Source organism: Mammaliicoccus sp. FSL K6-3158 (genome assembly GCF_038005105.1).
Taxonomy (GTDB): domain Bacteria; phylum Bacillota; class Bacilli; order Staphylococcales; family Staphylococcaceae; genus Mammaliicoccus; species Mammaliicoccus sciuri.
The window spans coordinates 1609645-1631862 of the sequence record NZ_JBBOSL010000001.1 but is presented as its reverse complement, the minus strand read 5'-3'; the positions used below and the strand labels follow the sequence as shown (position 1 = coordinate 1631862).

Annotated in this window: 18 protein-coding genes, 1 pseudogene and 1 riboswitch; of the genes and pseudogenes, 18 read left to right on the top strand and 1 reads right to left on the bottom strand. The window is 32.3% G+C overall.

What is annotated here, in order from left to right:
* Nucleotides 1–31: 31 nt before the first annotated feature.
* From MHH94_RS08135 to hfq, 15 genes are all read left to right on the top strand, one after another.
* Entirely contained in the window at nt 32–1756 is a 1725-nt protein-coding gene (locus tag MHH94_RS08135) for an ABC transporter ATP-binding protein (RefSeq protein WP_208182962.1), read from the top strand.
* Nucleotides 1753–3597, top strand: a complete 1845-nt coding sequence (locus tag MHH94_RS08130) for an ABC transporter ATP-binding protein (RefSeq protein WP_084754699.1) — start codon at nt 1753–1755, stop codon at nt 3595–3597. The genes MHH94_RS08135 and MHH94_RS08130 overlap by 4 nt, the downstream gene beginning before the upstream one ends.
* 14 nt (nt 3598–3611) lie before the next feature.
* Nucleotides 3612–4121 carry a GNAT family N-acetyltransferase gene (locus MHH94_RS08125; protein WP_048542675.1) on the top strand — a complete coding sequence of 170 codons (510 nt, stop codon included), beginning with the start codon at nt 3612–3614 and terminating at the stop codon, nt 4119–4121.
* A gap of 117 nt (nt 4122–4238) precedes the next feature.
* Nucleotides 4239–5774 carry a tRNA (N6-isopentenyl adenosine(37)-C2)-methylthiotransferase MiaB gene (miaB, locus tag MHH94_RS08120; protein ID WP_084754698.1) on the top strand — a complete coding sequence of 512 codons (1536 nt, stop codon included), beginning with the start codon at nt 4239–4241 and terminating at the stop codon, nt 5772–5774.
* On the top strand, nt 5775–6206 hold the full coding sequence (locus MHH94_RS08115; RefSeq protein ID WP_025905606.1) for a RicAFT regulatory complex protein RicA family protein: 432 nt from the start codon (nt 5775–5777) through the stop codon (nt 6204–6206). It abuts the gene before it with no gap.
* Nucleotides 6207–6214: 8 nt separating this feature from the next.
* A riboswitch (TPP riboswitch) is annotated at nt 6215–6306 on the top strand.
* Between the two features lie 65 nt (nt 6307–6371).
* Nucleotides 6372–6872, top strand: a complete 501-nt coding sequence (thiW, locus tag MHH94_RS08110) for an energy coupling factor transporter S component ThiW (protein WP_084754696.1) — start codon at nt 6372–6374, stop codon at nt 6870–6872.
* Nucleotides 6873–7012: 140 nt separating this feature from the next.
* Complete coding sequence (gene mutS / locus MHH94_RS08105; protein ID WP_340840555.1) at nt 7013–9538, top strand: DNA mismatch repair protein MutS; 2526 nt, start codon at nt 7013–7015, stop codon at nt 9536–9538.
* 14 nt (nt 9539–9552) lie between these two features.
* Complete coding sequence (gene mutL, locus MHH94_RS08100) at nt 9553–11523, top strand: DNA mismatch repair endonuclease MutL (protein WP_078355738.1); 1971 nt, start codon at nt 9553–9555, stop codon at nt 11521–11523.
* A 9-nt stretch (nt 11524–11532) separates the two neighbouring features.
* Nucleotides 11533–12066 carry a glycerol-3-phosphate responsive antiterminator gene (locus MHH94_RS08095; RefSeq protein WP_048542689.1) on the top strand — a complete coding sequence of 178 codons (534 nt, stop codon included), beginning with the start codon at nt 11533–11535 and terminating at the stop codon, nt 12064–12066.
* A gap of 190 nt (nt 12067–12256) precedes the next feature.
* Entirely contained in the window at nt 12257–13075 is an 819-nt protein-coding gene (locus tag MHH94_RS08090) for an MIP/aquaporin family protein (RefSeq protein WP_048542691.1), read from the top strand.
* Nucleotides 13076–13101: 26 nt separating this feature from the next.
* On the top strand, nt 13102–14595 hold the full coding sequence (gene glpK, locus MHH94_RS08085; RefSeq protein ID WP_049318999.1) for a glycerol kinase GlpK: 1494 nt from the start codon (nt 13102–13104) through the stop codon (nt 14593–14595).
* Nucleotides 14596–14710: 115 nt separating this feature from the next.
* Nucleotides 14711–16387 (top strand): glycerol-3-phosphate dehydrogenase/oxidase, encoded by a 1677-nt coding sequence (locus MHH94_RS08080; protein WP_058591431.1) that lies wholly within the window; start codon nt 14711–14713, stop codon nt 16385–16387.
* A 136-nt stretch (nt 16388–16523) separates the two neighbouring features.
* On the top strand, nt 16524–17471 hold the full coding sequence (locus tag MHH94_RS08075) for an alpha/beta hydrolase (RefSeq protein ID WP_325957630.1): 948 nt from the start codon (nt 16524–16526) through the stop codon (nt 17469–17471).
* The gene (gene miaA / locus MHH94_RS08070) at nt 17464–18393 is read left to right on the top strand and encodes a tRNA (adenosine(37)-N6)-dimethylallyltransferase MiaA (protein ID WP_340840546.1); all 930 of its coding nucleotides are present in this window, start codon (nt 17464–17466) and stop codon (nt 18391–18393) included. The genes MHH94_RS08075 and miaA overlap by 8 nt, the downstream gene beginning before the upstream one ends.
* Before the next feature lie 13 nt (nt 18394–18406).
* A complete protein-coding gene (gene hfq, locus MHH94_RS08065) occupies nt 18407–18637 on the top strand; it encodes an RNA chaperone Hfq (RefSeq protein ID WP_058591434.1) in 231 nt (76 codons plus the stop codon).
* 66 nt (nt 18638–18703) lie between these two features.
* Here the strand turns inward: hfq and MHH94_RS08060 are convergent, their stop codons facing one another.
* Nucleotides 18704–19177, bottom strand: coding sequence for a glutathione peroxidase (locus MHH94_RS08060; protein WP_048542702.1), 474 nt, complete (start codon nt 19175–19177; stop codon nt 18704–18706).
* A 108-nt stretch (nt 19178–19285) separates the two neighbouring features.
* Between MHH94_RS08060 and hflX the strand changes: the two genes are divergently transcribed.
* The 3 genes and pseudogenes from hflX to MHH94_RS08045 form a co-directional block, all read left to right on the top strand.
* Complete coding sequence (gene hflX / locus MHH94_RS08055; protein WP_075577914.1) at nt 19286–20524, top strand: GTPase HflX; 1239 nt, start codon at nt 19286–19288, stop codon at nt 20522–20524.
* An 11-nt stretch (nt 20525–20535) separates the two neighbouring features.
* Nucleotides 20536–21783 (top strand): methionine gamma-lyase family protein, encoded by a 1248-nt coding sequence (locus tag MHH94_RS08050; RefSeq protein WP_217843826.1) that lies wholly within the window; start codon nt 20536–20538, stop codon nt 21781–21783.
* Nucleotides 21784–21868: 85 nt separating this feature from the next.
* Nucleotides 21869–22106, top strand: a pseudogene (locus MHH94_RS08045) (MerR family transcriptional regulator); the annotation flags it as partial.
* Nucleotides 22107–22218 lie beyond the last annotated feature (112 nt).

The window sequence follows — 22218 nt, the reverse complement described above, 5'->3', positions numbered from 1 at the left end:
ATAGAAAAATATATTAAAGGGGATATGTAAATTGAAAACAGTACTTAAATTTATTAGGCCGTATAAATGGTTGTTTATACTCGGTTTAATATTAATGTTAGTAGAATTAGCGGTTGAACTTATTCAGCCCATTTTTATATCAGAAATCATTGATAACGGAATTTTAAAGAATGATTTGAATCACGTATATTTGTACTTAGTTATTATGCTAGTAACAGGATTAGTAGCCCTTTTATCAGGAATATGGAATAGTTTTGTTGCGGGGCATGTATCTCAAGCATTTGCTTATGATTTAAGAACTGAACAATTTAAGAAAATCCAGTCTTTTTCTTTAGCAACATTAGAGAGGTTTAAGACTTCAAGTTTAATTACGAGGTTAACAAGTGATGTAACCAATTGTGATCAAGCAGTATATATGTCAATTAGAATCATGTTACGAGCGCCTTTAATGATTATTGGGAGCATTTTTTTAAGTTTTGCAGTCGAACCGAAATTAGCGATTTATTTAGTAATAGGTTCTCCGATTATTTTTATTATTATATTTGTAATTGCTCGAAAAGGATCTAAACTATTCACAAAAATTCAAAGAAAATTTGATGAAATGAATAGATTTTTCCAACAGAATTTAGAAGCGGTCAGATTAATCAAAGCGAGCCAAACGAGCAAACAAGAAATCAATCAATTTAATGAAAAAATCAAAGATATTAGAAGCAATTATACATACGCATTACGCCTCATGGAATTTATCAATCCTTCATTATTATTGATTATAAATGGCAGTATATTAGCTGTTGTATGGTTTGGTTCAGATATGGTTGATCATTCTACTTTAGAAGTTGGTAAATTAGTTGCGATATTAAATTATGGTATGAGAATGCAAGGTGGATTTGGGATGCTTGCTTTCTTAATCATGACACTCAGTAGAATGAAAGCATCAAGTGAACGAATTGAAGAAGTATTAATTACGCCATCAGATGAAAAAGTGTTTAATAATGAAATTGAACATAAGCCCAATTATGCATATCCTATTCAATTTAAAGATGTTTCTTTCACGTATCCAAATAGTCATAAGCCTGTTTTAGAACATATATCATTTGAAGTGAAACCGAGAGAAACTTTTGCCATTATGGGGTCAACTGGTTCTGGTAAATCTACATTAGTCAGTTTGATACCTAAAATGTATAAAGCGACATCAGGAGAAATATTGCTTAACAATAAAAACGTAAACGATTGGGAAATTGAATCTTTAAGAGATGCAATTGGATACGTACCTCAAAAAGCATTGTTATTCTCAGGAACAATTTATGAGAATTTACAATTTGGAGATCCATCAGCTGAAAGTGAAATGTTAGAATTATCTTCAGAAAAAGCCCAAATACACCAATCTATCGAACGTTTTGATCATCAATATGATACGATGATTGGCCAACAAGGTGTGACGTTATCAGGCGGTCAAAAGCAAAGATTATCTATTGCTAGAGCACTTGTTAGGAAACCAGGTTTATTAATTTTAGATGATTCAACATCAGCATTAGATATTAAGACAGAATCTGCTTTATGGGATGCATTAGAAGATGAAGAAACGACTAAATTAATTGTGACACAAAAAATTTCAACTGCTCAAACAGCAGATCGAATTATGTTACTAGTCGATGGACGAATTGAAGCTATTGGGACACATGAAACACTATTAGAAACATCACCATTGTATAAAGAAATTGCAAGTAGTCAAGAAAGCGCGGTGAGTTCATCATGAGTCTAAGAAACCCTTATGGTCATAAATCAGTATTTGAAGATAAAAATCGTACTCAACATCCAACTAAAAAGAAAAAAAGAGCAAGAGATACGAAAGGTACATTATTAAATATATGGAAATTAATAGACGAAAAACGAATTCAATTAATTGTCGTGATTCTAATGATTATATGTTCATCCATATTAAGTTTAGTTGGACCGTTTTTAATCGGACATATCATTGATACGAAAATTATACCGAAAGAATTAAATGGACTACCTCAATATATTTTACTGCTTGCTATTGTATATATAATGCTTTCAGTTACATCATATATAGGATCATTTATGATGGTCAGTATTGCCCAGCGCACGGTATATTTATTAAGAAATCAACTTTTTGAACATTTTCAAACTTTGCCTGTCGCTTATTATGATCAAAAGCAACATGGTGAACTGATGAGTCGAATGCAAAATGATATTGAAAATGTATCTCAAGTATTAAATTCATCATTTATACAGTTTACTTCTAGTGTCGTTACACTCATTGGTACACTTTCAATCATGCTTTATTTGAGTCCTTTACTCACACTATTGACGATAATTATTATTCCAATCATGTTTATAAGTTTAAGATGGATTACAGCACGAACAAGTGTGTTATATGCTTTACGCCAAAAGCAGTTTGGTATTATGAATGGATATATCGAGGAAATTGTAAATGGACAAACAGTTGTTAAAGCTTTTTCTCAAGAAAAACATGTTATAGATACATTCAATGAAAAAGCGAAAGACGTGAGAGAATATAGTTTTTGGTCTATCACATTTGGTGGTTTAATACCAAAAGTAATGAACTATTTAAATAATTTAAGCTTTGCCATTGTAGCTGGTATTGGTGGTATATTAGCACTTAATCAAACTGCTGGTGTTACAGTAGGGGTGATTGTGATTTTTGCAGAATATGCGAGACAGTTTACAAGACCGTTATCTGATTTAGCAAACCAATTTAATACAGTATTATCTGCAATTGCAGGTGCTGAACGTGTCTTTGATATTATGGATGAGCCAAGTGAAAAAGATGATAAAGAGGCGCAAGATTATCAAAATATTAACGGTGAAATTGAATTTGAACATGTTGAATTCAAATATGATCCTAACCAAAAAGTACCGACTATAAAAGATTTATCCTTTAAAATTCATAACGGTGAATCTGTTGCATTAGTTGGTGCCACCGGTGCAGGTAAAACGACAATCGTGCAACTTATTCTACATTATTATGAAGTGAATAAAGGACGTATTCTAATAGATGGCATACCAATTAACAAAATAACACGTGAATCTTTAAGAAGTTCTATTGGTGTTGTGTTACAAGACTCCTATTTATTTGATGGAACGATTAAAGACAATATAATGTATGGAACGCCAAATGCTACATATGAAGAAGTTGTAGAAGCTGCTAAAAAAGCAAATGCACATGACTTTATAGAAGCTTTAGAAAATGGTTATGATACAGTGTTGAAAGGTGAATCTGGTTCATTATCTCAAGGTGAAAAACAACTTATTTCTATCGCAAGATGTTTACTTCAAGATCCTAAAATACTTTTATTGGATGAAGCAACAAGTAGTATCGACACAGTAACCGAAATTAAAATTCAAGAAGCGTTGGATACATTAATGCAAGGTAGAACGAGTGTTATTATTGCGCACCGTTTAAATACAGTTAAAAAAGCAGACTTAGTCTTTGTATTATCCCACGGTGAATTGATTGAATCTGGCTCACAAGATGCATTAATTGAACAACAAGGTATTTATTATCACATGTTAAATACAAATGATGATGAACAAATAAAAGAATTAAACTAAAAGGGGATACGTTTATGGAATTCAGAGAATTAGATAAAGATATTGAATCGTTATTCACAGAATATATAAATGAATGGTATGAAAACGAAGAACCGGTTGTTCCATGGGCGACTGATGTCCGTCAACATGGTGGATTTGACAAGATGTTGATCATGTTAGAAGAAGCAAAAGACCCAGTTGACGCAAACTTTGTAAAAGCAAAAACATATGTACTCATTGACGATGACAAAATTGTTGGCGCTGTAAATATTAGGTATGCCTTAAATGACTATTTAAATAAAAAGGGTGGTCATGTTGGTTACGGTGTTAGAAAAAGCGAACGTGGTAAAGGTTACGCGACAAAGTTGTTAAATTATGCAGTTAAGAATTTGAATAATGAGGGTGTAAATTCTGTTCTTGTAACTTGTGATGAATCGAATGATGCAAGTGCGAAAGTCATTATAAATAATAATGGTGTAGAAGATGAACCCTATAAATCAGATGAACAAGAAAATACGAGAAGATTTTGGATTAATCATCTTTAAAATTAAATAATGACTACATGAAATGAAAGTGCAAAAATGTCGGAACATTTTTGCACTTTATGTTGAACTCTAATATAATATATAGGTATAAATATATGGGCAGAAAGGGTTTTGAAATTGAATGAAGAGCAAAGAAAACATGGGGCTACAGCGAAGACAGAACCTAATTTAGAGAAGGATTATAGCAAGTACTTCGAACATGTTTATCAACCTCCAAATTTAAAGGACGCTAAACAAAGAGGGAAATCACAAATTGAATATCATGATGATTTTAAAATAGACGAACGACATAGAGGTATGGGGAAAGGTCGTAAATTCTATATTAGAACATATGGTTGCCAAATGAATGAACATGATACAGAAGTAATGGCTGGTATCTTACAGGCGTTAGGTTTTGGACCGACTAACTCAGTAGAAGATGCAGATGTGATATTACTTAATACATGTGCAATAAGAGAGAATGCTGAAAATAAAGTGTTTAGTGAAATTGGGAATTTAAAGCATCTTAAACAAGCGCGACCAGATTGTTTAATTGGTGTATGTGGATGTATGTCACAAGAGGAATCTGTCGTTAATAAGATTCTAAAATCATACCAGAATGTTGATATGATTTTCGGTACGCATAACATCCATAGATTGCCTGAAATTTTAGAAGAAGCATATATGTCTAAAGCGATGGTTGTTGAAGTATGGTCAAAAGAAGGCGACGTCATCGAAAATCTACCTAAAGTAAGAAATGGTAGAATTAAAGCGTGGGTAAATATTATGTACGGTTGTGACAAATTCTGTACGTATTGTATTGTACCGTTCACACGTGGTAAAGAGAGAAGTCGTATGCCTGAAGAAATTATTGCTGAAGTAAGAGATTTAGCAAGACAAGGATACCAAGAAATATGTTTATTAGGTCAAAATGTAAATGCATACGGTAAAGATATTGACGGTTTAAATTATGGTTTAGGTGATTTGTTAAATGACATCACTAAAATCGATATACCGCGCGTACGTTTTACGACAAGTCACCCTTGGGACTTTGATGATCGTTTAATTGAAGTGATTGCTAATGGTGGTAATATCGTACCTCATATACATTTACCAGTACAGTCTGGTAATAACCAAGTGTTAAAAATTATGGGTAGAAAATATACACGTGAAAGTTATTTAGAATTAGTTCAAAAAATAAAAGCAGCAATTCCAGATGTAGCATTGACAACGGATATCATTGTTGGCTATCCTAATGAAACAGAAGAACAATTTTTAGAAACAATAAAGTTGTATCATGAAGTTGGTTTCGAACATGCTTACACGTATGTATATTCTCCGAGAGAAGGTACGCCAGCAGCTAAGATGAAAGATAATGTGCCTGATAAAGAGAAAAAAGCAAGACTTCAAAGATTAAATAAAGTAGTTGGCGAATATGCTGCAGAATCATTGAAACCATATGAAGGACAAGAAGTATTTGTTTTATGCGAAGGTTCAAGTAAGAGAGATGAAGCAGTACTAGCAGGCTATACTGAAAAGAATAAATTAGTTAATTTTAAAGCACCAAAAGATGTAATCGGCAAAATCGTAAAAGTAAAAATTACTGAAGCAAAACAATATTCATTAAATGGTGAATTTATAGATGTTGTATCTAAAGAAAAGGTGGTACATTAAATGTATACAAAAGATGATATTTTGGAACAAGCGCGTAAACTCGGAAAAATGATGTCAGAAACAGAAGAAGTAGATTTCTTTAAACGTGCAGAAGCGCAAATTCATGAGAATCAAACAGTCAGAGAAAAAATGGCAAGCTTGAAATCTTTACAAAAACAAGCAGTTAATTTCCAAAACTATGGTAAAGATAAAGCTTTAGCTATGGTTGAAGAAAAAATAAAAAACATTGAAAAAGAATTAGATGAAATGCCAATTGTAAGTGAATTTAAAGAAGCGCAAGTTGAAGTTAATGAACTTTTACAAATGGTATCTCATTCAATTAGCCATACAGTTACAAATGAAATTATTGAATCAACAGGTGGTAATCAACTTACTGGTGAAACAGGTGCAGCAGTTAGAAATGCACCAAATACAAGTAGCTGTTCAAATTAAGATTTAATATATTGCACACACGGTGCCTAAAAAGGCTGAGAAGATACGTGTAGATTTGATCCAGGTAATACTGGCGTAGAGATTGTGCAACTAAAGATTATTTATGCTTTTAATCATTAGTCTGCCAATACGTAGACTAATGATTTTTTATTTGGAGGAAATATAATGAAGAAGACAAAATTAATGACTTTAACTGCAATATTAACAACGATAAATGTGGTGTTTAGTACTTTTATTACAATACCTATAGGCCCAATAAAAGCATTACCAATGCAACATTTCATTAATGTCATATCAGCTGTATTTCTTGGACCATGGTATGGCTTAGCACAAGCTTTGTTATCTTCGTTTATTAGAAACTTATTAGGTTTAGGCACGATTTTTGCTTTTCCAGGCAGTATGATAGGCGTATTATTAGCAAGTTTACTCTATAAATATCGTAAACAATTATCAATTGCATCTTTAGGAGAAGTCCTAGGCACTGGTATGATAGGTAGCTTCGTTTGTATTCCGTTAGGTTGGTTACTAGGATTAGGGAAAATTGCATTTTGGCCGTTATTTTTATCATTTTTCTTTAGTAGTCTAATAGGCGCTATCGCGAGTTATATGTTATTAAAAGCTTTTGAAAAAAGAGGCATATTAAAGAAATTAAAAAATGATACTTAAAGTTATATCATAAATTAAAGGGTGTGAAGCATATATTGCTATATCACGCTCTTTTTTTAATAAATAAACATACTCGTTTAATAGTAGAAATTTTGATAAAATAGATAAATCGAAAGTTAAAAAAAGGAACGTGAATAAAGATGTCTAAACCAACGCCGATGATGGCTCAATATTTAAAGATAAAATCTCAATATCAAGATACATTATTATTTTTCAGATTAGGTGATTTTTATGAAATGTTCTACGATGATGCAATTGAAGCATCAAGAGTATTAGAAATAACACTGACAAGAAGAGATGCTAAGAAAGATCCAATTCCAATGTGTGGGGTACCGTATCATTCTGCTTCTGGATATATCGAAAAACTTATTTCAAAAGGTTATAAAGTCGCGATTTGTGAACAAATGGAAGATCCGACACAAACTAAAGGAATGGTTCGTAGAGAAGTAGTGCAAGTCATAACGCCAGGTACGGTTATGGATCAAAAAGGTATGGACGAAAAAACAAATAATTATATATTAGGATTTATAAAAGAAGACGGAGAGTTTCATTTAAGTTACTGTGATGTCACAACAGGAGAATTAAAGGTAACATCATTTGTAGATGAAACAACTTTAATTAATGAAATTACAACGATTCACCCTAATGAAATTATTGTTAATAAAGTGTTACCAGATAATTTATATAAACAAATTCAACTCATAACTGAAACCATCACAGTTATTGATAGCTATGAAGAACGAGACTATGAAGTTGTCACAGGCACATCTCACGATCAAAAAAGGTCATTAAATTATTTATTAAATTATATTCATGATAACGGTAAACGCGATATGCCACATTTAGAAGAAGTTGTCGTATATAGAGCTTTAGATTATATGAAAATGGACTTTTATGCGAAACGAAATCTTGAATTAACAGAAAGTATCAGGCTTAAATCTAAGAAAGGTACATTATTATGGTTGATGGATGATACGAAGACACCTATGGGCGCAAGAAGATTAAAGCAATGGATAGATAGACCACTTATTAATCAAAGAGATATCGAACAAAGATTAGATGCTGTTGAACAATTAGTGAATGGGTTTATTGAGCGTGATGAACTTCGAAGCTATTTAAATATGGTATATGATATTGAAAGATTAGTCGGAAGAGTTAGCTATGGCAATGTGAATGCTAAAGATTTAGTACAGTTGAATTATTCAATAAAGCAAATTCCATATGTTAAAGAAATTATTGAAAGATTAGACTCAAAGTCTATAGATCGATTTAAAGATTTAGAGCCATTAAATGATTTAGAACGATTATTAGATGAAAGTTTAGTAGAAGATCCACCGATATCTGTTAAAGAAGGTGGCATATTTAAAAAAGGCTATAACGAAACACTAGATCAATATAAAGAAGCTTCAACAAATGGTAAACAATGGATTGCAGAATTACAATTAAAAGAACGTGAACGAACAGGTGTTAAATCATTAAAGGTAAGCTTTAACAAAGTTTTTGGGTATTATATTGAAATTACAAAAACTAATTTAAATCATATAGACACGGATGCTTTAGGATATCAACGTAAGCAAACATTATCAAATGCTGAACGATTTATTACTGAAGAATTGAAAGAAAAAGAATCTATCATTTTAGGTGCAGAAGATAAAGCAATCGAACTAGAATATCAACTATTCCTGGATTTAAGACAAGAAGTGAAAGCTTATACTGAAAAGTTACAAGCACAAGCTAAATTACTATCAGAAATAGACTGTTTACAAAGCTTTGCCGAAATTGCTCAAAAATATCATTATACACGTCCAATTTTTAGTGAAGATAAAACATTATCACTTAAATCATCGCGACATCCTGTTGTTGAGCGCGTAATGGATCATAATGATTATGTCCCAAATGACTGTTATTTAGATAAAGAAGGCTTTATTTATTTAATAACAGGACCAAATATGTCTGGTAAGAGTACGTATATGCGTCAAATAGCTATTATTAGTATTATGGCTCAAATGGGTGCATACGTGCCTGCAGATTATGCGCAATTGCCAATATTTGATCAAATCTTTACGAGAATTGGTGCTGCAGATGATTTAGTATCAGGGAAAAGTACATTTATGGTAGAAATGCTAGAAGCTGAAAAAGCTATGGTTGGTGCAACTGAAGATAGCTTAATTATATTTGATGAAATTGGAAGAGGTACATCAACATTTGATGGTCTAGCACTTGCTCAGTCTATGATTGAATATGTACATCATCATACAAAAGCAAAAACATTATTCTCTACACATTATCATGAGTTAACACATTTAGATGAAACGTTATCTGGACTTAAAAATATTCACGTTGCTGCACAAGAATATCAAGGAGAATTGATTTTCTTGCATAAAGTAAAAGAAGGCGCAGTTGATCAAAGTTATGGTATTCATGTAGCGAAGTTAACGGATTTACCTGATGAAATTATTGAAAGAGCACATACTATTTTGCAAGAACTTGAATCTCATACTAAAGTAGAAAAAGAAGCAGATAAGTATGAACAACCATCATTCCAATTATTTGAAGAACAAGGGCAATCTGAAATTGAAAAGAAACTGAAATCAATTGATTTAATGAACATAACACCTATTGAAGCATTATCAAAACTGCATGAATTACAAAAACAACTTAAATAGAAAGTGTGAGTGCATTGGGAAAAATTAAAGAGCTCGAATTATCTTTAGCCAACAAAATAGCTGCAGGTGAAGTGGTAGAAAGACCAGCTTCTGTTGTGAAAGAATTGTTGGAAAATGCAATTGATGCTCAAGCTACTCAAATTGATATTACGATTAAAGAATCAGGTATTCAATCTATTAGAGTCGTAGATAATGGAACAGGCATTGAAGCAGACGATATATCCAAAGCTTTTGGTAGACATGCGACAAGTAAAATTAATAACGATTATGATTTGTTTCATATTCGTACGCTTGGTTTTAGAGGAGAAGCTTTGGCGAGTATTTCATCAGTGAGTAGAGTGACGATGAAGACTTGTACAGATGGTATGCTTGGTCATGAAGTACGCGTTGAAAATGGTGAAATTACAAAAAAACAACCTGCTAAAGCTAAAAAAGGTACAGATATTCTTGTTGAAGATTTATTCTATAATACGCCAGCAAGATTAAAATATGTTAAAAGTTTGTATACTGAACTGGGTAAAATAACGGATATAGTGAACAGAATGGCAATGAGTCATCCAAATATCGCATTTAATCTCGTATCAGATGATAAAACAGTAATTTCAACAAATGGTTCAGGTAGAACAAATGAAGTAATGGCTGAAATTTATGGCATGAAAATTGCGAAAGACCTTGTACCAATTAATGGAGAAACAGATGATTACGTCGTAAATGGTTTTATTTGTAAACCTGAGCACACGAGAAGTAATAGACATTATATTTCTATATTTATAAATGGTCGATATATTAAGAATTTTGTACTTAACAAAGCGATTATAGAAGGTTATCATACACTATTACCAATTGGCAGGTATCCAATCGTTTATTTAAATATTGAAATGGATCCGATTTTAGTAGATGTTAACGTTCACCCGACGAAACTAGAAGTAAGACTTTCTAAAGAACAACTACTTTATGATTTGATTAATCAAAAAATTAAAGAAGCATTTAGAGGTATGTCATTAATTCCAGATACATCTTTAGAAAAGCAAAAACCTAAAAAATCACAAAAAGAAATTTTTGAGCAACAAAGAATAGATTTTGAAGCCAAAAGAAATCAAAATACAACTCAATATCAGCACATATCTGATAAAAATGAAAGTGTTGAAGAAATTGAAAACACAAAGGACTCTACTAGTAGAGAACCTTCATCTTCTTGGCAATTTAAAGATAAAATTGAACATCATTCGGTTATTCAAGAAGATACTATCAGTCAAGAAGCTAATAGAGATATAGAAGTTCTACATGATGAACCCGAGCAGGTAGAGAATAATGAAGAAACTTATGAAGTCCAAGATACAGTAGAACATGTTGATACACCATATCAAACACCAATTGAAGAAGAGCAAGTATCTGAAGGGCCACGTGTACCGTATATGGAAGTTGTAGGTCAAGTTCACGGAACATATATTGTGGCACAAAATGATACGGGCATGTTTATGATTGATCAACATGCAGCGCAAGAACGAATTAAATATGAATTTTTCAAAGAAAAAATTGGTGAAGTCACAAATGAAACACAAAGTTTATTGTTGCCATTAACATTTAATTTTTCTAAAGACGAGCACATGATTATTGAAAAGCATTTACAATCACTTGCTGAAGCGGGCGTATTTTTAGAACCAATTGGTCATCATGATTATATGGTCAGTGAATATCCGGTTTGGTTACCTAATGTTGATGCAGAAGAAATTATAAAAGATATGATCGATTACGTGTTAAATCATGAAAAAGTTGATATTAAAAAATTAAGAGAAGATGCAGCAATTATGATGAGTTGTAAAAAATCTATTAAAGCTAATCATTATTTAAGAAACCATGAAATGAGTCATTTGATAGATGAGTTACGAGAAACAACCGACCCATTTACTTGTCCGCACGGAAGACCAATTATTATTGAATTAACGACGTATGAATTAGAGAAATTATTTAAACGCGTTATGTAGGAGGATAAAATGAATAATCATATATTACCAGCTATTCGCTCTATGAAAGATATGGAAAAATTCTTTAAGATGGATTACGAGAGATGCGTTTTATTAGATACACATATCGGACATTTGCAAGGTATTTTAGAGCAAATGAAAAAGCATCAAAAAGAAGTGATGCTTCATATTGATTTAATAAAAGGTTTATCAAATGATGAAGCAGCTGTTGAATATGTTATACAACAATATAAACCACATGGCATCATATCAACGAAATCAAAAATTATTAAGCGTGCAAAAAAATTAAATACGTTAACCATATTACGTGTATTTATTCTTGATAGCACTGCGTTAAGTAGAAGTATTGAACTTATTAAACAATCAGACCCTGATCTAGTAGAGGTTCTACCAGGTGTTGCTACTAAAGTAATCAAAGAAATCAGTGATAAAACAGGTAAGCGAATTATTGCGGGCGGTTTAATTAATACTAAAGAAGAAATTGATTTAGCAATTGAAAGCGGTGCACAATATGTTACGTCTAGTGATATTACAATTTGGTAAATCTATTTGACAACGTTTTCATAAAGTATTATACTTCTAATTAAGTTAATATATGAGATGAGTAAATGAGACCCTCTACGAAAAGAAACTATGCGTTAAATTTGTATAAATTACTATATAAATATTATGTGTAGTTCAACGTAGGGGGATTTTTATGTATTAGCATATTTTATTTAGGAGGGTGTTTAATATGAGTGAATTTTTAGGAGAATTAATCGGTACAGCCATCTTAATATTGTTTGGTGGTGGTGTGTGTGCTAACGTCAATCTAAAAGGTACACTTGGTAAAGGTGCAGATTGGATTGTTATATCATTAGGTTGGGGACTAGCTGTTATGCTTGGCGTTTATGCAGTTGGAAATGTATCCGGGGCGCATTTAAACCCAGCTGTTACACTAGGCTTTGCAATTGATGGATCATTCCCATGGTCTAAAGTTGTTCCATTTATTGTGGCACAAATGCTTGGTGCTATGATTGGTGCTGCTTTAGTATGGGCTACTTATTTACCCCATTGGAAAAAAACTGAAGATCAAGGTGCTAAATTAGGTGTATTTTCTACTGGTCCATCTTATCCAAACTATGTAGCAAACTTTATGAGTGAGATTATTGGAACTATGATCTTAGTTATGGGATTATTATTTATAGGAACAAATAAATTTACTGATGGCTTAAACCCATTAATTGTTGGTTTATTAATTGTAGCAATTGGTTTAAGTTTAGGTGGTGCGACAGGTTATGCCATTAACCCAGCTCGTGATATCGGGCCACGTATCATGCATATGTTATTACCAATTCCGGGTAAAGGAAGTTCAAATTGGAAATATGCGATTGTACCACTATTAGGGCCTATTTCAGGCGGTATGTTAGGTGCTGCATTATTTAACATTTTCTTTAACGGGGTTGTAAACGGATTCGTTATTTTCTCAATCATCTTTACTGTGATTGTCGTATTGTCTGGTATTTTCTTAAATAAATCAATACTTAAAGACGAAGTTTCAGAAATTCTGTAATATACAAATTTATAGGAGTGTTTAATATGGAAAAATACATTTTATCAATTGACCAGGGTACAACAAGTTCAAGAGCAATACTTTTTGATAAAGAAGGTACTATCAAATTTGTGAGTCAAAGAGAATTTAAACAATACTTCCCTAAAGGCGGTTGGGTTGAGCATGATGCTAATGAAATTTGGACATCAGTATTAGCAGTTATTTCAAGTGTACTTAATGAAAATAACATTAGTCCAAAGCAAATCGAAGGTATTGGTATTACAAACCAAAGGGAAACTGCAGTTGTATGGGATAAAAACACAGGACGTCCAGTTTATCATGCAATTGTTTGGCAATCTCGACAAACTCAAGACATTTGTACAGAATTAAAATCTAAAGATTTAGAACCAATTTTCAAAGAAAAAACAGGTCTATTATTAGATCCATATTTCTCAGGTACAAAAGTAAAATGGATTCTTGATAATGTTGAAGGTGCTAGAGAAAAAGCTGAAAACGGCGATTTATTATTCGGAACAATTGATACATGGTTAATCTGGAAATTTACAGGTGACGTTCATGTTACAGATTACTCAAACGCAAGTAGAACATTAATGTATAACATTTATGACTTAAAATGGGACGAAGAATTATTAGAATATCTTGATGTACCGGCTTCTATGTTGCCAGAAGTTAAACCTTCTAGTGAAGTATATGGTTATACTCAAGAGCATCACTTCTTCGGTGAGAAAATAGCAATCGCTGGTGTAGCAGGTGACCAACAAGCTGCATTATTTGGACAAGCTTGCTTCGAAAGTGGAGAAGTTAAGAACACATATGGTACTGGTGGATTTATGTTAATGAACACTGGTGAAAAAGCTGTAAAATCTGAAAGTGGTTTATTAACAACATTAGCCTATGGTTTAGATGGAAAAGTAAACTACGCACTTGAAGGTAGTATTTTCGTATCAGGATCTGCTATTCAATGGTTAAGAGATGGTTTAAGAATGATCAAATCAGCACCAGCTTCAGAAGATTATGCTAATCGTGTTAAATCTACAGAAGGCGTATACGTTGTACCAGCATTTGTTGGTTTAGGTACACCTTATTGGGATGCAGATGCTAGAGGTGCAATCTTCGGATTAACACGTGGTACTGAAAAAGAACATTTCATTAGAGCAACTTTAGAATCATTATGTTACCAAACTAGAGATGTGTTAGAAGCAATGGAAAAAGATTCTGGTATTAATGTTGAAACATTAAGAGTTGATGGCGGCGCTGTTAAGAATAATTTCTTAATGCAATTCCAAGCTGATATTGTAAATACGCCAGTAGAAAGACCAGAAGTAAATGAAACAACTGCATTAGGTGCAGCATACTTAGCTGGATTAGCAGTAGGTTTCTGGAAATCTAAAGATGAGATAAAACAACGTTGGAAATTAGAAACAGAATTCAAACCTGAACTTGAAGAAGAAGAGCGTGAAAAACTTTATAAAGGTTGGAAAACTGCAGTAAAAGCCACTCAAGCTTTTAAATTAGATTAAGTTGTGTTATCATTAAGGTAAGTTAATATTTCGTAGAGACATGAGAGGCTTTGTTCGTACAATTTTTGTAGGGATAGGTCTCTCATTTTTTTACATTTTATAGGAGGAAATGGTTATGCAACAATTATCAGCATTAAATCGTAATCAAGTTAAAGATCAACTTAAAAATACTGAGTATGACGTAGTTGTTATCGGTGGAGGAATCACTGGTGCAGGTATCGCCTTAGATGCAGCGCAACGTGGTATGAAAGTAGCATTAGTTGAAATGCAAGACTTTGCACAAGGTACAAGTTCTAGAAGTACGAAATTAGTTCATGGTGGTTTACGTTACTTAAAACAATTCCAAGTTGGCGTAGTTGCTGAAACTGGTAAAGAAAGAGCAATCGTTTATGAAAATGGTCCTCACGTAACAACACCGGAATGGATGTTATTACCTTTACACAAAGGCGGTAGCATGGGTCCATTTACAACATCAATCGGTTTGAAAGTTTATGATTTCTTAGCAGGTGTTAAGAAAGCTGAACGTCGTACAATGTTAAACAGAGAAGAAACAATTAAGAAAGAACCACTTGTAAAACAAGACGGTTTAAAAGCTGGTGGTTACTATGTTGAGTACCGTACAGATGATGCTCGTTTAACAATTGAAGTTATGAAACGCGCACGTGAATTTGGTGCAGATATCATTAACTATGCTAAATCAAATAAATTCTTATACAACAAAAAGAAAAAAGTATCAGGTATCGAAGTAACTGATTTATTACAAAATGAAATTTTCGAAATTAAAGGTAAAAGAGTTATCAACGCGGCAGGTCCATGGGTTGATGAAGTACGTGGTAAAGACTATTCAACAAACAATAAACAACTTAGATTAACTAAAGGTGTTCATATTGTTATTGACCAAAGCGTATTCCCATTAGGTCAAGCTGTATACTTTGATACAGAAAATGATGGCAGAATGATTTTCGCAATTCCTAGAGATGGAAAAGCATATGTTGGTACTACTGATACAATTTATGATAATGATAAATCTTCTCCTAAAGTTACAGAAGAAGATCGTCAATATTTATTAGATGCTATTCACTATATGTTCCCAACTGTAAAAGTTGAAGATAAAGATATCGAATCAACTTGGGCAGGTGTTAGACCATTAATCTTTGAAAAAGGTAAAGATCCATCAGAAATTTCTCGTAAAGACGAAATTTGGGAAGGTGATTCAGGCCTACTTACAATTGCTGGTGGTAAATTAACAGGTTACCGTCATATGGCTCAAGATATTGTTGATTTATTAAGTAAACGCCTTAAAGAAGAATATAAATTATCATTCAAACCTTGTCGTACAAAGGAAACTTACATTTCTGGCGGTAACGTTGGTGGTAGTAAAAATTATGAATCATTCGTTGAAAGCAAAGTTAAAGAAGCTAAAAATTACAACTTATCAGAAGATGCAGCACGTTATTTAGCTAGAAAATACGGATCTAATGTAGATGAAGTATTTGCTATTGCACATGCTACACAAATTGCAGACGTTAATCTTCCAATCGAAGTATATGCTGAAGTTATATACAGCATTCAAAAAGAAATGGTTCATAAACCAACTGACTTCTTAGTACGTCGTTCTGGACGTTTATACTTTGATATTCAATATGTATTAGATCATAAAGATGCAATTGTTGAAGTAATGGCTCAAGTATTAAATTATGATAATGATACTAAACGTGTTTATAAAGATGAATTAGAACAAGCTATTAAAGAAGCGGTTAATCCAAATGATCAACCAGCTATTGTTAAATAATTTATAAATCATTTATTTATACCTACTGACAATTTTTTGTCGGTAGGTTTTTTTATATATTGTATGATTGATTTGTGAATATATTTTTAAGCGCTATAGATTTTGCTATAATGTCTTATAAGGGAGGCGCATGTCTTTGAGACGATTTAATCATAGAATTACATTATCTACAGAACAAACTTTAGAAGTTACAATTGATAAAACGGATGAAAAACCGTTTGGAATTATACATATACTGCATGGTGTGGCTGAACATAAAGATAGATATGATGCAGTAGCAGAATATTTATGTAAAAGAGGTTATCATGTTTTACGTCATAACCACAGAGGTCATGGTATGAACATAGAAGCTTCTTCAAGAGGTCATTTTAATGCATTACAAGATTTAGTCGACGACGTTAAAGAAGTAAGGGATACGTTTAAAAACGAACTGAATCCAGAATTGCCATTTATATTACTTGGACATTCTATGGGTTCGCTAGTAGCGAGGCAATATGTTCATGACTATCCTAATGATGTAGATGCTTTGATACTATCTGGGACGGTTGTTTATCCTAAAATTCAAGGTAATTTAAATTTATATGCATTAAAGTTTGTGAATTTATTTTTAGGAAGTCGCACAAAATCAAAGTTTATTAATAATATTGCTTTTAAGACAATGAATAGACAACATAAAGATTTAAATAAAGATCATAAATGGTTAAGTCAAAGTGATGAAAATCGTGAACAATATGAAAAAGATATGTATTCAGGATTTCCAATTTCTCATAAAGTACTACTAGAAACAGTTAAAGCGGCTGTACAAACTAAGAAAATCAGTTATATAAAAAAACAAAATATAAATATGCCTATCTTATTAGTGTCAGGTAAAGAAGATCACTTTGGTGGATTTGGTAACGGCATTAAACAATTAGCTTCTATTTATAAACGTTCTGGAGTCAAACATGTCACAGTACAATTATATAAGAATAAACGTCACGAAGTGTTATTTGAGACAAACCGTTATGCAGTGTATGAACATTTATATAATTGGTTGACGATACAAATTAAACAATTAGAAAAAGAGGAAATATTCAATGAATGAAAAACCATTAATTGCAATAGTAGGTCCTACTGCAGTAGGTAAAACAGAATTAAGCATTAAATTAGCCAAATCTTTAAATGGTGAAGTTATTAATGGTGATGCCTTTCAAATTTATAGAGGTTTAGATATTGGAACAGCAAAAGTAACTGAAGAAGAAAAAGAGGGCGTTGTTCATCATTTAATAGATGTTTATGAACCAGATGAACCATATTCAGTATATCAATTTAAACAAGACTTCGAAAGAATTGTTAAAGATATTCATGATAGAGGAAAATTGCCAATACTTGTCGGTGGTACAGGTTTATATGTACAGTCGGTTTTATATGATTATAACCTTGAAGAAGAGAGAATTAGTTCTGAAAAAATGGAAATTACAAAAAATAAATTAAATAAATTATCTAAATTATCAAATATTGAATTGCACAATTATTTACATGAGATTGACCCGAAAACCGCGTCATCAGTGCATCCAAACAACCGAAAAAGAGTGGAACGAGCAATTGAATATTACTTAAATACGAAAAAAACTTTAAGTGAAAGAAAGAAAAGCCAGACATTTACTGGAAAATATAGTACAATATTAATTGGGATAGAAATGTCGCGCGAAACATTATATCAAAGGATTAATATGCGCGTTGACATGATGTTGGAGCGAGGATTATTAAGAGAAGTGTCTAATCTTGTTGAGAAAGGATATCAAAATGCTCAAAGTATGCAAGCAATTGGATATAAAGAATTGGTACCAGTAGTAAAAGGAGAAATAGACATAGAAACCTCTACAGAACAAATCAAGCAAAATTCAAGAAGATATGCCAAACGTCAAATGACTTGGTTTAAAAATAAAATGAATGTGACTTGGTTTCAACGGGATAAACAGTCTTTAACAGAAATCGCAGACAACGTAATCCAATTATCCAAGTGAAGGGGAAAGTCATATGGCAGAGAAAGAAAATATTCAAGAAGTTTTACTTAAGAAATTCAAGTCAGAAGGAACTGAACTTACAGTATTCTTACTAAATGGATTTCAAATGAAAGGGAAAATTGTCGACTTTGACGACAAAGTTGTATTATTAGATATTCTCGGGAAAGAACATCTAATTTACAAACATGCTATCTCAACTTTCGTAGACGCTCAAGATGATTTAAATCAAGATAGCGAACAATAATTGTATTTGAAATTATAAGCGGCTAGGACATTATTATGTCTTAGCCGTTTATTTATGTGAATCTCACTATAATACTGCTTCTATTGAACTTCTTAATTGTTCAGGATTTTTTTGTGGAGAAAATCGATTCACAACTTCTCCGTCTTTATTCACTAAGAACTTAGTAAAGTTCCATTTAATTGATCCATTTAAAATACCTTTTTTAGCAGAAGTAAGATATTCATATAAAGGATGTTGTTCAGAACCTTTAACTTTTATTTTTTCATGCATTGGGAAAGTTACACCATAATTTAATTTACAATTTTGGTATGCTTCATAAGAGTCACCGGGTTCTTGATTACCAAATTGATTACATGGAAATCCTAATACCACGAAATCTTGATCTTTATAATCTTGGTATAAAGCCTCTAAACCTTCAAATTGAGGTGTGAATCCACATTCACTTGCTGTATTAACAATTAAAATTGCTTTTCCTTTATACTCAGATAATGAATATTCTTCACCGTTCGTTTTTGCAACAACGAAGTCATAAATTGACATTGCCATCACTCCTTTTCTTAATTCTATTATAATCAAAAATTTATTAAAGTCATATCAATTTGCATGCATGTTTATATGTTAAAATATATTTAAAGTGAGCGTGATAAAATGAAAAACGATATGAAGTCGACAAAACATGAAATAGAAAAAGTAATCCTGTTAGCAATTCATGATAAAAAAGATGATGAAGCAACATTCAAATCAACAGTTCAAGAATTGGAATCTCTTGCTGTCACAAGTCAACTAGAAGTAATGGAAGTCTTTACTCAAAAAAGAGAACGACCTGATCAACAATATTATTTTGGTAAAGGTAAAATAGAAGAAGTCATTGAATATATCGAATTGAATGATATTAAAGTGAATGCAGTTATCGCAAACGATGAATTGACAACTGCGCAATCAAAACATTTAGATGAATTATTTAATACAAAAATTATAGACCGCACGCAATTGATTTTAGAGATTTTTGCTCAAAGAGCTTCAAGTAGAGAAGGTCAATTGCAAGTTGAATTAGCACAGTTAGATTATTTATTGCCGAGATTATCTGGACACGGTAAAAGCTTATCTCGTTTAGGTGGCGGTATTGGTACGAGAGGTCCAGGTGAAACGAAATTAGAAACAGATAGAAGACATATTCGTACTAGAATGAATGAAATAAAACATCAATTAGAGACTATTGTTTCTCATCGATCACGATATAGAGAACGACGTCAACATAATCAAGCTTACCAAGTTGCATTAATTGGCTATACAAATGCCGGTAAATCTTCATGGTTTAATCAGTTATCAAATGATGAAACATTTGAACAAGATTTGTTATTTGCGACTTTAGATCCTAAATCTCGTGCAATTACGATAAATAACGGGTTTAACGTTATACTTTCTGATACAGTTGGGTTTATTCAGAAGTTGCCTACAACATTGATTGCAGCATTTAAATCGACTTTAGAAGAAGCGAAATATGCGCAACTACTCGTTCATGTAGTAGATGCAAGTCATCCACACTATATGGAACAGTATGAAACGGTTATGACTTTAGTCAATCAATTAGATATGGGCCATATTCCGATGTTAGTCGTATTTAATAAAAAAGATTTAGCACCTTCTAATCATTCGGCAATATCAGGACAATCTATATTTGTTTCAGCAAAAAATTCTAATGATAAAGCTATATTTAAAGAAAAATTAGTCGATATGATTAAAGAGACAATGGATTATTATGAAATGGATATATCATCAAGTGATGCTGACAAATTATATTGGCAAAAAACACATACTTTAGTTGAAAAAATGGATTTTGATGAAGAAACAGAAACATATCACATAAAAGGTTATAAACAGAAATAAGAGGTAAATAAATGGCACAGAAATTAAAAGAATTAATTATTGATGTAGAAAAAGAATTAAGACCATACTTTGATCAAATCGAACAAAATGCTTTAATCGCTCAAGAACATGTACTTGATGCATTTCACGAAGTGAAAATCACTGAATCAGACTTAATCGGTACAACAGGTTATGGATACGATGATATAGGTCGAGATCATTTAGAAGATGTTTATAGTAAAGTATTTAAAGCTGAAGACAGTTTAGTAAGACCACAAATTATTTCAGGAACGCATGCTATAACATTAGCGCTTAACAGCCAACTGAAATATGGGGAAGAATTATTATATATTACAGGAACACCTTATGATACGTTATTAGAAGTAATCGGTATAAATGGTAATGGTATTGGAAGTTTTATTGAACAAGGTATCGCTTATCGAGAAGTACCATTGAAACAAAATAAAATAGATATTCATTCAGTGTTAGAAAATATTAATGAAAATACTAAAGTTATTGCGATACAAAGATCAAAAGGTTATAGTTCACGACCTTCATTAACAATTGAACAAATTGAACAAGCAATCAAAGCGATTAAAGAAGTATATCCAGATAAAATTATATTTGTGGATAATTGTTACGGAGAATTTGTTGAAGGTAAAGAACCAATTGAAATAGGTGCAGATTTAATAGCAGGTTCTTTAATTAAAAATCCAGGAGGTGGTTTAGCTAAAATTGGCGGGTATATATCAGGAAAAGCTGACCTGATAGAACGTTGTGCATACAGATTAACGGCACCAGGAATTGGTAAAGAAGCGGGCGCATCTTTAGGGAGTTTGCCAGAAATGTACCAAGGGTTCTTCTTAGCACCGCATGTTGTCAGTCAAAGTTTGAAAGGTGCTTTATTTACTTCTCGCTTGTTAGAAAAATTAAATATGACAACGACACCACATTACCAAGATAAACGCACAGATATTATTCAATCTGTTACTTTTGAAACAAAAGAACAAATGATTGCATTTTGTCAGTCGATACAACACGCATCTCCAATTAATGCTCATTTTAGTCCGATGCCTAGCTATATGCCAGGTTATGAAGATGATGTCATCATGGCTGCAGGTACATTTATTCAAGGATCTTCAATAGAGTTAACAGCAGATGGTCCAATAAGACCACCATATGAAGCATACATTCAAGGTGGCTTAACTTATGAGCATGTTAAAATTGCGATAACGCGTGCTGTACAGCATTTAATCAAGCAAAATCTTGTTGAATTATAAAAGATGTAAGGTTTCCTGACATTCATTTGTTTTCTGAAAATTTATGTGCTAAATTTATAACAAGTTCTTACTAAAGGAGGCGGTCGTGCTGTCAAGAGACATAATCAGAAGAAACATGGCCGTGTTCCCGATTGGTGTCGTAATCAAGTTAACAGAGCTAACAGCTAGACAAATCAGATACTATGAAAGCAATGAGCTCGTTTCGCCCAAAAGGACTGAAGGTAATCAACGGTTATTTTCTTTAAATGACCTTGAACGATTACTGGAAATTAAAAATCTTATCGAAAAGGGATTTAATATGAAAGGCATTAAACAAATTCTTTTGGAAGAAGAAAATGACCTTTCTGATGAAGAACTGAAGATGAGAGAGCGGGTAATTAGAGGAACTTCTAAAACAGAGGGACCACTTAACCGTGGAGATTTATCAAGATTTTT

What these genes read in the sequence shown, in the direction of transcription:
- MHH94_RS08130 (WP_084754699.1), top strand. Translation starts at nt 1,753, where the DNA reads ATGAGTCTAAGAAACCCTTATGGTCATAAATCAGTATTTGAAGATAAA.
- MHH94_RS08125 (WP_048542675.1), top strand. Translation starts at nt 3,612, where the DNA reads ATGGAATTCAGAGAATTAGATAAAGATATTGAATCGTTATTCACAGAA.
- MHH94_RS08115 (WP_025905606.1), top strand. Translation starts at nt 5,775, where the DNA reads ATGTATACAAAAGATGATATTTTGGAACAAGCGCGTAAACTCGGAAAA.
- thiW (WP_084754696.1), top strand. Translation starts at nt 6,372, where the DNA reads ATGAAGAAGACAAAATTAATGACTTTAACTGCAATATTAACAACGATA.
- mutS (WP_340840555.1), top strand. Translation starts at nt 7,013, where the DNA reads ATGTCTAAACCAACGCCGATGATGGCTCAATATTTAAAGATAAAATCT.
- MHH94_RS08095 (WP_048542689.1), top strand. Translation starts at nt 11,533, where the DNA reads ATGAATAATCATATATTACCAGCTATTCGCTCTATGAAAGATATGGAA.
- MHH94_RS08090 (WP_048542691.1), top strand. Translation starts at nt 12,257, where the DNA reads ATGAGTGAATTTTTAGGAGAATTAATCGGTACAGCCATCTTAATATTG.
- glpK (WP_049318999.1), top strand. Translation starts at nt 13,102, where the DNA reads ATGGAAAAATACATTTTATCAATTGACCAGGGTACAACAAGTTCAAGA.
- MHH94_RS08080 (WP_058591431.1), top strand. Translation starts at nt 14,711, where the DNA reads ATGCAACAATTATCAGCATTAAATCGTAATCAAGTTAAAGATCAACTT.
- miaA (WP_340840546.1), top strand. Translation starts at nt 17,464, where the DNA reads ATGAATGAAAAACCATTAATTGCAATAGTAGGTCCTACTGCAGTAGGT.
- hfq (WP_058591434.1), top strand. Translation starts at nt 18,407, where the DNA reads ATGGCAGAGAAAGAAAATATTCAAGAAGTTTTACTTAAGAAATTCAAG.
- MHH94_RS08060 (WP_048542702.1), bottom strand. Translation starts at nt 19,177, where the DNA reads ATGTCAATTTATGACTTCGTTGTTGCAAAAACGAACGGTGAAGAATAT.
- hflX (WP_075577914.1), top strand. Translation starts at nt 19,286, where the DNA reads ATGAAAAACGATATGAAGTCGACAAAACATGAAATAGAAAAAGTAATC.
- MHH94_RS08050 (WP_217843826.1), top strand. Translation starts at nt 20,536, where the DNA reads ATGGCACAGAAATTAAAAGAATTAATTATTGATGTAGAAAAAGAATTA.